Annotated in this window: 13 protein-coding genes and 4 pseudogenes; 14 read left to right on the top strand and 3 right to left on the bottom strand. The window is 69.4% G+C overall.

The window, feature by feature from the left end; all coding sequences use genetic code 11:
* The first annotated feature begins 135 nt into the window (after nt 1-135).
* Nucleotides 136-1,092, top strand: coding sequence for a hypothetical protein (locus ACWGJO_RS39740; protein ID WP_452190582.1), 957 nt, complete (start codon nt 136-138; stop codon nt 1,090-1,092).
* Nucleotides 1,093-1,523: 431 nt separating this feature from the next.
* Here ACWGJO_RS39740 and ACWGJO_RS39735 read toward each other — a convergent pair whose 3' ends face one another.
* Entirely contained in the window at nt 1,524-1,850 is a 327-nt protein-coding gene (locus ACWGJO_RS39735; RefSeq protein WP_452190580.1) for a hypothetical protein, read from the bottom strand.
* A gap of 242 nt (nt 1,851-2,092) precedes the next feature.
* On the opposite strand from ACWGJO_RS39735, the gene ACWGJO_RS39730 reads away from it, so the two are divergent.
* The 4 genes and pseudogenes from ACWGJO_RS39730 to ACWGJO_RS39715 form a co-directional block, all read left to right on the top strand.
* Nucleotides 2,093-2,305: a hypothetical protein gene (locus ACWGJO_RS39730; protein WP_452190578.1), complete on the top strand. Its 213-nt coding sequence runs from the start codon at nt 2,093-2,095 to the stop codon at nt 2,303-2,305.
* A 103-nt stretch (nt 2,306-2,408) separates the two neighbouring features.
* Nucleotides 2,409-3,317 carry a response regulator gene (locus ACWGJO_RS39725; protein WP_452190576.1) on the top strand — a complete coding sequence of 303 codons (909 nt, stop codon included), beginning with the start codon at nt 2,409-2,411 and terminating at the stop codon, nt 3,315-3,317.
* A gap of 98 nt (nt 3,318-3,415) precedes the next feature.
* Nucleotides 3,416-3,681, top strand: a pseudogene (locus ACWGJO_RS39720) (IS701 family transposase); the annotation flags it as partial.
* Nucleotides 3,682-3,930: 249 nt separating this feature from the next.
* Nucleotides 3,931-4,059, top strand: a pseudogene (locus tag ACWGJO_RS39715) (IS5/IS1182 family transposase); the annotation flags it as partial.
* 302 nt (nt 4,060-4,361) lie between these two features.
* Here ACWGJO_RS39715 and ACWGJO_RS39710 read toward each other — a convergent pair.
* On the bottom strand, nt 4,362-4,562 hold the full coding sequence (locus tag ACWGJO_RS39710; RefSeq protein ID WP_452190584.1) for an alpha/beta fold hydrolase: 201 nt from the start codon (nt 4,560-4,562) through the stop codon (nt 4,362-4,364).
* A gap of 146 nt (nt 4,563-4,708) precedes the next feature.
* Here ACWGJO_RS39710 and ACWGJO_RS39705 point away from each other — a divergent pair, with 146 nt between their 5' ends.
* From ACWGJO_RS39705 to ACWGJO_RS39690, 4 genes and pseudogenes are all read left to right on the top strand, one after another.
* Nucleotides 4,709-4,909: a hypothetical protein gene (locus tag ACWGJO_RS39705; protein WP_452190575.1), complete on the top strand. Its 201-nt coding sequence runs from the start codon at nt 4,709-4,711 to the stop codon at nt 4,907-4,909.
* A 264-nt stretch (nt 4,910-5,173) separates the two neighbouring features.
* Nucleotides 5,174-5,332, top strand: a complete 159-nt coding sequence (locus tag ACWGJO_RS39700; RefSeq protein ID WP_452190573.1) for a hypothetical protein — start codon at nt 5,174-5,176, stop codon at nt 5,330-5,332.
* A gap of 255 nt (nt 5,333-5,587) precedes the next feature.
* Entirely contained in the window at nt 5,588-5,974 is a 387-nt protein-coding gene (gcvH, locus tag ACWGJO_RS39695) for a glycine cleavage system protein GcvH (RefSeq protein WP_452190571.1), read from the top strand.
* Between the two features lie 207 nt (nt 5,975-6,181).
* Nucleotides 6,182-6,508, top strand: a pseudogene (locus ACWGJO_RS39690) (transposase); the annotation flags it as partial.
* Nucleotides 6,509-7,378: 870 nt separating this feature from the next.
* On the opposite strand, the gene ACWGJO_RS39685 reads toward ACWGJO_RS39690, so the two are convergent.
* Entirely contained in the window at nt 7,379-7,576 is a 198-nt protein-coding gene (locus tag ACWGJO_RS39685; protein WP_452190569.1) for a hypothetical protein, read from the bottom strand.
* A gap of 174 nt (nt 7,577-7,750) precedes the next feature.
* Here ACWGJO_RS39685 and ACWGJO_RS39680 point away from each other — a divergent pair, with 174 nt between their 5' ends.
* The 5 genes and pseudogenes from ACWGJO_RS39680 to ACWGJO_RS39660 form a co-directional block, all read left to right on the top strand.
* Nucleotides 7,751-8,113, top strand: coding sequence for a hypothetical protein (locus ACWGJO_RS39680; RefSeq protein ID WP_452190567.1), 363 nt, complete (start codon nt 7,751-7,753; stop codon nt 8,111-8,113).
* A 103-nt stretch (nt 8,114-8,216) separates the two neighbouring features.
* Nucleotides 8,217-8,567 carry a hypothetical protein gene (locus ACWGJO_RS39675; protein ID WP_452190565.1) on the top strand — a complete coding sequence of 117 codons (351 nt, stop codon included), beginning with the start codon at nt 8,217-8,219 and terminating at the stop codon, nt 8,565-8,567.
* Between the two features lie 275 nt (nt 8,568-8,842).
* On the top strand, nt 8,843-9,124 hold the full coding sequence (locus tag ACWGJO_RS39670; RefSeq protein WP_452190563.1) for a tyrosine-type recombinase/integrase: 282 nt from the start codon (nt 8,843-8,845) through the stop codon (nt 9,122-9,124).
* Between the two features lie 228 nt (nt 9,125-9,352).
* Nucleotides 9,353-9,712, top strand: a complete 360-nt coding sequence (locus tag ACWGJO_RS39665) for a hypothetical protein (RefSeq protein WP_452190561.1) — start codon at nt 9,353-9,355, stop codon at nt 9,710-9,712.
* A 262-nt stretch (nt 9,713-9,974) separates the two neighbouring features.
* Nucleotides 9,975-10,121, top strand: a pseudogene (locus ACWGJO_RS39660) (transposase); the annotation flags it as partial.
* Nucleotides 10,122-10,206: the final 85 nt, after the last annotated feature.

The following is a 10,206-nucleotide window of genomic DNA, read 5'->3' as shown; positions in this document are numbered from 1 at the left end:
GCCCCACCCGCCCCGGCCGGGCGGCCGGGGCGGGTGGGGCGGCGGGGTGAGGCCCCGGCGGGCAGCAGTAGGGTGCGGCGCTGACGGATTGATCATGTGTCGGCAGACGGGCACAGCGCGCGTGAGGAACTCGGCGTGAGGTACGAAGATCAGGAGTCCCTGCGGCGGGCCCCCTACCGGGAGGGGCCCCACCAGTCGCAGCAGCGTGTCCCGATGTGGCAGCGGTTCAGGGGCGAGGAGTGGCCGACCTTGCGGGAGGTGCTGGCGCCCGTGCGGCGGACGGTCGGGGGTTGGGTCCTGGTGCCGCTGCTGTTCTGCGTGTGGCCGTTGCTGGTCCTCCTGGGGCTCTACCCGATGGCCAGGACGGCGCGGCGGCAGGCGCGGCGGGTGTTCGCGGTGCCGGGGCCGCCGGGGATCACCGACGAGCCGGTACTGCGGGTGCAGCGGATCCGGGGGTGGCTGGCGCTCGCGGCGGCGTTCTGGGTACTTGTGGTGTACGGGTCGGCGGACGACTGGGGCCGGCTCGACGAGCAGTTCGAGATCCGGCTGGCGGTCACGCCGGTGCTGGTGCTGGTGACCACGCCGGTGGTGGTCGGGGTACTGTTCCGGCTCGCCGGGCCGGCCGCCCGACCGGCCATGCGGGCGCAGGTGCGGCCTGCGGTGCTGATGGCCCTGAAGTACGTGGGCGCGTGCACGGCGGTTCCGGCTCTGCTGTGGTTGGCTTCGCAGGCGCGGGGGTCGGTCCAGGGCCTGTTCCTCGGGCCGCTGTTCGACCTGCTGGTCATGACGGTGCCGATCTGGGTGCTGATGTTCGTGGTCTTCGCCTCACCGACGGTGGCCCGTACGGCATTCACCATGGACCGGGTGCACGCGACGTTCCCGCCCATCCTCACCGGCATCGTGGTCTGGGAGCTCGCCGGGATCGGGCTGCTGTTCGGCGGCCTGCCGCCCGGCCCGCCGCCCGTCCAGCTGTGCGCCGTGGTCGGCGGGCCGGCGACGGTGACGGCGGTGGCCTGGTGGGAGGTGCACCGGCTCCGTACGCGCTTCGGGGTGTCCTTGCGCGGGCGGGCGATGGCCGCGAACGGACGGTAGTCCAGCCCCGTGCGGGAGGTGTGCCCCTGTCGTAGCCGGCCAGCGCGCCCGCGCCCGTCGGCTCCTGCTGCACCGCTGCACCCGGCCCGGGCTCCGGCGACGAAGGAGGAGGGTTCCGCGCCGGGTGGCGGCAATGGTGTCGGTGGTCGGCACGGAGGTGTCCAGCAGTGCGCGGCGCAGTGGTCCGCACTGGTACAGGGTGCGCAGTCGGGTCGGCGCCGGTGCGTTCATCCGCGCATCGTCGTGCGGGTGCCGGTGGCGGGTGCGGGTCTTGGCCGCCCGTTCGCCGCCCCCGGTGTGAGTGGAACCGGAGCGCGGTCCGCGCGGCGGGTGTCACCGTCCGTCCGGTCGAGGGCGAGACAACCGGTTGTGAAGGATGGGCCACGAGCGGCCGCCGTCTCCCCCGCAGTCGACAGGGCGGGTGACGCCCATCAGCCCCCGGTGAACGCGGCGGCCACCGAGTCCTGGACGGCCAGGTAACCGGCGGCCATCGTCAACAGGCGGCTGGAGATCGTCGCCATGCGCTGCCCGGCGGTCCCGATCGCCTTGACCACGCTCTTGGCCGCCGGCTCGTACTTCTTCGCGAAGCTGTGAGCGATCGTGTCGTCGCCGGCCGTCCCCGCCGACGACGCCAGATCGCCCGCCACTCCCGAGGCGATGTTGTGGACGAAGTCCTTCGATCCGAGGAACTCCACCGACGCCCGGGACACCATGTCCGGATCAACCTCGAAGCCTCCTTCCGGCCCCGCATCACCCACGTTCGCTCCTTCCCCCGCCCACCTTCGGGTACCCGCAACCCCCAACGAGCGAACACGCCCTGCGGCGCAACACCTCGACCAGGGGCAGGCAGTGGGGGCGGTGTTTCCATTTGGTGTTTCCGCCCCGGAAACACGCGCGCAACGGCTCCGGAACCCACCATCCTGTGACGCACCGTCAGACCGGCCCGGCTGGCGGCCAGGTCGTGGACGGCGAGGGCCGCCACGGATCGAGGAGGTTCAAAGTGCAGCGTGCACTGCTGTCGACCAGGGCGACCCTGGTCCTGCTGATCGGCATGCTCACGGGTATCGGCGCGGGACTCCTGGCGGCCGCAGGCGGCGTGCACCTGGCCCAGTGCGTCCTGTACGGCACCGGCGCCTTCGGTGCCGGCGTACCGCTCGTCAACCAGCTCGTCGCCAGCCCCGAGGAACCGGCGAAGAACGAACACGCTTCCTGACACCCGATACGGCCCGGGAGTTCCGGCTCCCGGGCCCGTAGCGGCCCGATACTGCAAGGATGGTGGCGCTGTGGCGGCCAACAAGACTCCAGGGGGTAGACAGGTGGGGAACCTGCAACCACTGAGCCCCGACCTGAACAACGAGTGCCGCGCCTTCGCCAAGGCCCTGCGCAGCCTGTTCGCGGGCCTGCGGCCCGCCGTGTCGATGCGCCGCTACAGCGCCCGCCGGCACCTGAGCCCCGGCGCCCTGTCCCGGTACCTGTCCGGGCAGCGGATCCCACCCTGGCAGTTCGTCCAGGACCTGCTCACCGATGTCGGCGCCGACCGCGGCAGCGTCGCGACCCCCGACACGATCGAGCTCCTGCGCTGCCTGCACTCGGCCGCGCAGAAGACCAGCGCCTCGGTCGGCCACGCCCTGCAGCAGCTGCAGTTCCAGCTGGCCGAGGCCGACCGGCTCTCCCGGCGTTCCGCCGCCCACAGCGACGTCCTGGGCGAAGCCCTGCTCGACAAGAACCACCGCATCGCCGACCTCGAACTGCGCCTCAACCAGCTCGAGAACGACTGGGCGCACGAGCGCGCCCGCGCGGACGGGATCGCCCTGTACACCGGAGACCGTGAGGACCTGCTGCGTGAGAAGCGCGCCCTGGAGGAGGAGGTCGCACGGCTGACGGCCGAACTCGGAGAGGCACGTCGGCGACAGTTCACCGCCGAGACACGCTGCGAGCTGCTGGAACGCCAACTCCTCGTGGCCGAGCAGCAGGCCGGCGAGGACATGCTGCGCATCGAACCCCCGGCCCCCGCCACAGGTCCCGCCTGCAGACCCAGAGCCCTCGTGGTCGACGACCAGCCGGCGAACCTCGTCGCCTTCGAGGCCGTCCTCGCGGCCGCCTACAAGTTCGAGAACGTGAACAGCCCTGGGAAGTGCTTGGTGGTGAGGGGCACGGCGGAGAACGCCGGCGTCGTTCAGTCCACCTGCGGAGACTTTGCCGACCAGTGGTGGAAGGTCTACTGATCCTGATCCCCGTGACCGTTCGTCAGCCTGGTACTGCAACGGTGTTTACTGTGCCGGCTGTCGGGTTCGCTTGTTGAGCTGTTCATGGGTGGGGACGTATCCGAGGTGGATGCTCGTCGGTGGTCGGACGGGCCGGGTTGCATGAGCGGTCTGTGCATCGGTTCACGCGGAGCGGGCCGCGGGAGTCGGTGTTGGCCTACTCGTGGGGCTGCTGGCGCCGTTGGAGTCCAAGAACGGTTGGACGGTGGGCGAGGAAGCCGGTCACGGCGGCCCGGACCGGATCCAGCGGTTGCTGAACCGGATCGACCGGGATGCGGAGGGCGTGCTCGACGACGTACCGCGTATGTCGTCGAGCACCTGGGCGAGCTGGGCGACTTCCTGCGCGAGGCCGGGGAGCCGGAACAGGCCCTGAAGTGGTACTCGAAGGCCGCCGGCAACGGCAGCCAGTCCTCCGCCGAACGTGTCCTGCGACTCCAGGCGAAGCTGCCCTGAGTCGCCCAGCCCCCGGATGCTCGAGCCCGAGGGTCAACTGGCGGTCGTGCGAAGCTGCCCTGACCCACCTCTTTCCTGTCCGGCCTCCGGCAGCATCCGGCGCTGCAAGGGGCCGGACACCCGCGTCGAGCACACCTTCGCCCGCATGAAGAACTACAAGATCCTCCGCGACTGCCGACACAAAGGTGGCGGCCTGCACCACGCGGTGCAGGCCGCCGCCCACATGCACAACCTCGCCCGAACCGCATGAACCAGCAGGTCAGGCCATATGCCAACCTGCCCGCACCGCGAACGGATGGCGTCCCGGCACGGTACCTCCAAGGACGATGGGTGGACAGGTACGGCCGCCCACCGGTCACCCGCGCGGCTTCCGCGACCACATGGGCGGCGCCGAAGCGGTGGACGGCATGAAAAAGTGCCGGGACCGCCGACGAACGGACCCGGCCCGCGGTCACGCCCCGGTCTCGGGGGTGACGACCGGGTGCTCGGCGAGGAACCGGACCTGGGCCTCACCGGTGCGGATGATGGTGCTCCTGAGGCCGTATGAATCGGTCAGCCGTTCACGGACCGGACGGCCTCGCGGATCACATCGGCGACCCGCTCGGGGTGGGAGAGCATCACCAGGTGCGAGGAGTCGACCTCGACCATGGTCGCGCCGGCACGCCGGTAGCCGAACCGCTGGACCTCGGGGTTGAGGGTCCGGTCAGCGCCGGCGACGATCCCCCAGGACGGCTTGGTCGGCTGGCCGCCCAGGGGGTTTTACCGTGGCTGTTCGCACCCGCCGGTTTTTCCGAACCGGCCCCGGGCGGGGAACGGCTCTGGCATGCTCACCCGAATGCAGTAGGCCCCTGAGTCACCGGGGCCTTACACAGAGTCAGATGTCGGGTCGGGGTGGGGCAGTGCAGTACACGATCAGTGCGACGGCGTTCCTGGCGATCATCATCATCCTGAGGCTCCGGCGCCGCACCGAGGCCCGCAGCCGCGCCGACGAGGCGCTCACCGTCTTCACCGCCGTCACCTTCGGCGTCCTGATCGCCGCCACCTCCTGGGGCCACGCCATTCTCCAGCTCGTCGGCATCGCCGTCGACGCCACCCACTGACTCGGCGACCACCGCTGAAAAGGAGCACCGCGATGGCCGGGCACCTGGCGAAGTGCCTGGCCGTCGCAGCTCTTGGTGGAAGGGCGTCCTCCCCGCAGGCGCGGGGGATCCGGGGGCGATTCGGTGCAGGTGCACCACCGGAACCCGTCCTCCCCGCAGGCGCGGGGGATCCGGCGGCGCAGGGCAGGCAGCAGCGCGGTTGCTGGTCCAGCTGAGTGTCCGCCCGGCCGACCCCGGGGCGTGTCGCCGCCGGCCCGGGAGGAGATGGCGGAGAACGCCGCGGAGGTGGGTATGTCGGTGCAGGCGCACGCGGACCAGCTCGCCCGCGAGCTGCCCGCGGCCGCCGACGCCGTGACACCCGACGGCGAACTGCCGGACGACACGGCATTCGAACGGCACCTGGACGACCACTTCCGCAAGTAGCACCGGCATGGCGGGGAGAGCCGCGCCGTCCCCGGGCTTGGGGATGGCGCGGCGCTCGCCGTGCCCGTGCCGGCGGGAGCCGCGAGCGTGACGGTGTACAGCCCTGGGAGGCACGTCCAGAAGAGTCGCGAGCAGGCGAACCGCTCGCTGCTGCGCTCACCCGTTGGGCTGACGGCCGTGGCAGATCGTGGCGGAAGGCTCAGCCCTGTAGCAGGCTCCTTACCAAACTGACGCACCATCACCAAGGAGGCCTCCATGCACGACATCCCGAAAAACCTCAAGTACACCAAGGACCACGAGTGGATCCTGGTCACGGGGAACACCGCCCGTGTGGGCATCACCGACTACGCGCAGAAGCATCTCGGCGACATCGTCTTCGTCGACATCCCCACGGTGGGGAAGAAGCTCAGCGCTGAGGACATCTTCGGCACCGTAGAGGCGGTCAAGACGGTGAGCGATCTCTTCCTGCCGATGTCCGGAACGGTCACCGAGGTGAACCCCGAGCTCGAGAGCGATCCCGAACTGATCAACCAGGAACCGTACGGCGAAGGCTGGATGATCGGGATCACGCTGGCCGATACCAGCGAGCTGAGCAGTCTGCTTACGGCCGAGCAGTACAAGGCCCTTACCGCAGAGGAGTAGCCGTCTCCCGGTGCTCCTCGGGTGGTCGCCCCGAGGAGCACCGGGACCTCCCCGTGGCAGGACGACATCGTCGTCGCGTCGAAGGTCACCAGGAGCCCGGCCGGTAGAGCTTCGCGTGGATCACCCGCTCCTCCCACCACGGATGATGCTGCCGCCCGCCGTGATGTCGAGCGAGGCGTGGTTGAGCTCGGTGACCGCGCCGGCGATGTGACACGCAGGCAACTCACCGACGAGCAGTGGAGTTTGATCGAGCCCTACCTGCCGATCGGCAGGTTCGGGCCCTACCCCGAACGGCTTCGTGACCAGTTCGAGGGCGTGATCTGGCGGTTCCGCTCCAGTGCCCAGTGGCGGGAGATGCCCGAGGAGTTCGGCCCCTGGTCCACGGTCTTCGGCCGGTTCCGGGTCTGGCGGGACGCCGGCGTGTTCAGTGCCCTGCTCGAAGGCATGATCGCCGAGGCCGCCCGCGAGGGGAAGACGGACCTGTCGCTGGTCAGCATCGGCGCCCTCACCGACCCCGGCGGCCTGGTCCATCACAGCTGGCCGCCCGCCTGACGGCCCCGGCGCGCCCGTGCTCGCCCTCTGCCCTTGCCGCTTTCAGGGGTGCCAGGGGTTCAGAGGGTGAGGCCGGTAGGCCCGTAGGTCCTGCAGAACCCGCAGTCACAACTGGTGAGGGAGTTTGCCTGGCAATGGGCCGTCGGCCAGGAGCGGGACGCACAGGGCCCCGGGTCGAGCGGCGTCTCGTCGCCGGGCGTTGTCCGGTCGCACCAGGTGCACCGGACGGCCGCAGGCACACCCGACTCCCGCAGCCGCCGGGCCGCCCCGACGGCGATGTCGAACGGGGCGTCCTCCAGAACCACCACAGGGGCGCTGCCCAGAAGCAGCTTGCTGTGCCACAGGCTCAGCCCCGTCACCGCCCTGACAGCCCGCAGGGCATCCGGCCCCCCGTCCCCGGAACCGGTCACCAGCACGGTGAACCCGGGCACCTCCACGGGCGCATCTCCTCCGGCAACGGGACAACCGCCCCAGTATGTCGGCGGACAGACCCCTCGGCCCACCCGTTTTCGGCAGCCGCAGAGCCGCCGGCTCCTCGCGCCTTCACGGGCTCCGGAGGGCCGGTTTCATCGATCTCCCAGTGCCCATCCGCGGGGCGGCCCCGAGACACCTTGGTGGCTCAGGCGACCCGCTCTCCAGAACGGATACGGGAGCAGCGGCAGGTGCTGCGGCGCTCCTTCTCTGCCCGGAGTACGGGTGCTTCTCCAGGCTGTCGCACGGCTTCCCCCGTCCCGGTGGCAAGAACGATCCGATGTTCGGTTCCCATCGTTGCGGGGACACCGCTGGTGCCGGTCCGGATCGAGGTACGGTTCCGCTGCCGGTGGCTGAACCGACGGCGGTCGGATGGCGGGATCATGCGGGGCAGAGTGGGTTGGTGGACCGTTCGGGTAGGTACACCGCCTTCTCCGCAGGGGTGACGTCGCGGGAAACGGCGTTGCAGATCGTGCTGGTGGCGGCGTCCAGTGCGGCATAGGACCACAGCCGCGCGGTACGGTCGCTGCTGGCGGTGACGACGGTGCGTCCGTATCCGTGCCAGATTTGTGTTGTCACTCATGCGGTTTCGGCGGAGCTGCAAGGTCTCGACCTCGGACGACCGAGCGGCCTTCAAGTACGGGCGGCTGCACGACGGTGCCGGTCCGCGGGTGGAGCCGACGCCTGGGACCGCGAGGTCGCCACGGTCAACCGCTTGGCCGGGAACGGCGAACGCGAGGAACGGATAGCCCGATGAACACACCCGAACCGCTGACCGATGAGGAACTCGCCGAGATCGAGGAGATCGCCCAGGCTGCAACCCCCGGCCCCTGGTACGTCCGTCAGCTCGATGACGATTTCGCGATGAGCCTCGTCGCGATCAGCACCGTTCCCGACACCGGGCTCGGTGAGCGCTGGCCGGCCTTCGACCACCATCAGATCGTGGCCACCACCCTTGTCCAGCGGCCGCGCTATGTCGACGTCGCGGACGAACGCTGGGACGAGAACGCCCATTTCATCGCCAGCGCCCGACAGGTCGTCCCGCTGCTGATCGCCGAGATCCGACGCCTCAACCGTCTACTTGAAGCCAAGGAAGAGGAGGCCGGGGCGAGCTGACGCGGACAACCCGGCGGGCTCCCCGCAGACCGGGACACGGGAGGATGGGCGGCTGACGGACCCACAGTCCCACTGCCCCTGCCAGCCGCTCATACTGGCCACTATGCAGTTCACCTCCGGCGGCACCGACGGCCCACGTTTTGACCAGGACGGGTACGACCTGGACCTCGGTAACAACGTCTACGGCTTTCTCCCGTCGGCGGTGAGCGCCCTGGACATCGCACAGGCCTTCTCTGCGGCAGGTTGGCGCGTGCGCAAGTCCAGCTGGACCGAGTTCGAGGTCGAGCACACCTATGCCGAGCTGGAGCTGTTCCCCGAGACACCGGTGAGGTTCGGCGGTGTCGTTGTTCCCGAACGGATTGATGATCTCCTGTCCGCATTCTCCGCTCTCGGACTGTCATACACCGTCGAGCTGTATGACCAGGACGACAACGAAACGATCTACCGGGCGTGAGTCCCCGACGCAGCCGGCATGGTTGAGGACCTCCACCCCGGCGTGGCGCGGTGCGGTCTGCCTCACAGCTATACGTTCGTAAGGAACACGGCTCAGAACGAGCGCGGCGAACGCCACCTCCGGGTCCCGCCAGCTCAGTAGCAACACGACTGATCCGCACACGGCCTCTGCGGACACCAGGCACTCGTACGTCACGCACCTGACCGAGGGCGGGGTGGACCGGCGTTTCATCCAGCTTCTCTTGAGTCCTCAGCAGTGTGTCCATGACGCCCCGCATGCATCCGACGCTCCTGACCGCCGTCCAGGCCCAGGCGATCCTGGACGCCTGCACCCGGCTACGGGACCGGTTCCTGTTGGCGCTCCTGTGGGGGACGGGCATCCGGATCGGCGAGGCCCTGGGCCTGCGGCACGAGGATCCGGCCGTGGCGGAAGGCGAGTCGACCGTGACGCCGCGAGTCAACGACAACCGGTCACCGGATGCCACTTCGGGGCGGCCCGGCAGAGCCTGTGCGTGCGCCACCACGGCTTTTGGGAGCGAGCGGGCAAGGCCGACATGAGGACATGGGCGGCTGGCCTGCCGGCTGTCGAGGACAGCGACCACCGGGTCTGCCAGCTGTCGTTCTGCACCTTGTGGGCCGAGGGGGAAGTCGCCGTTCTGCCACCATCAGAGCGTGGTGGTGAACCGGGTGGTGTTCGGTGGGGTCGGGTTGTGAATGCCTCGGTCGGTCGCGCTTCCGACGCAGTACCGTGGGCCGGTGGATGAGATGCCAGCCCCGATGTCGGGTATGACGATCAGCATTCGGATGCGCCAGGACGTAGTGATCGTCGATCCGGAGCGCTTTGTCGCTTCGGCCCGCGCGGCGTATCGCGAAGCCTCCCCTGAAATCACCGAGGAGAGGGCAGCCGAGGAGATCCGCGATGTCCACGAGGCTGTGTGGGCTCTGCTGGACCGCTTCGGTCGACTCGCAGCCGACGCACCGGCATCCGCCGGACTCCCCGGCCAACGGACTCCGGACCGCCCAGACGGGCTCTCGCCTGCAGGTGAGCTCATGCGCATCGTGCTGAACGATCCGCAACCACTGCAGGACTACGGCTGCTTCATGCCCGAGAATTACGACCCGTTCGCCATCCCACCAGGGGTGTGATGGCGTCCACCGCGACAAACTGCTACGCAAGAGAGAATCTCGAACGTTCGTGCCAGATGTCGGACAGGCGTAGACGAACGGGCCTCTTGGTAGGAGTGCGGTTGTCGAGACCAACCCTCCGGCCCAGGAGACCCGTTGCCGCATCAGTTCACCATCTGCTCGCCGGTCGGGTGCCACTTCGGACACTCTGACGTGTGACTGCTACGTACATCAGTACGGGGCGATCGCGCCGGGACGGCGTGCGCCGCACTGCCCGTCCGACATGACGGATGCGGAATGGGCCCAGGTCAAAGCCTCGATGCCGGTGCCGGCCTGGCTGGAGGGCCGGGGCGGACGCCCCGAGGCCTACTGCCACCGTGAAATGGTCGACGCAGTGCGCTACCTCGTCGACAACGGCTCCAAGTGGCGGGGTGCGACACGAGGTCGCACTGAACAAGTGGCGAAATGTCAGAAAGGAGGGTGAACAGCCCAGGCCAGTGTCCAGGGCCTGTCCC

It is taken from the genome of Kitasatospora sp. NPDC054795 (genome assembly GCF_053611565.1).
This window is presented reverse-complemented; position numbering and strand designations above follow the sequence as displayed.

Bases quoted from the DNA above. Each gene is read 5' to 3' on its own strand.
- gcvH (WP_452190571.1), top strand. From the start codon at position 5,588: ATGCACGACATCCCGAAAAACCTCAAGTACACCAAGGACCACGAGTGG.
- ACWGJO_RS39700 (WP_452190573.1), top strand. From the start codon at position 5,174: ATGGCGGAGAACGCCGCGGAGGTGGGTATGTCGGTGCAGGCGCACGCG.
- ACWGJO_RS39670 (WP_452190563.1), top strand. From the start codon at position 8,843: ATGCATCCGACGCTCCTGACCGCCGTCCAGGCCCAGGCGATCCTGGAC.
- ACWGJO_RS39665 (WP_452190561.1), top strand. From the start codon at position 9,353: ATGACGATCAGCATTCGGATGCGCCAGGACGTAGTGATCGTCGATCCG.
- ACWGJO_RS39675 (WP_452190565.1), top strand. From the start codon at position 8,217: ATGCAGTTCACCTCCGGCGGCACCGACGGCCCACGTTTTGACCAGGAC.
- ACWGJO_RS39680 (WP_452190567.1), top strand. From the start codon at position 7,751: ATGAACACACCCGAACCGCTGACCGATGAGGAACTCGCCGAGATCGAG.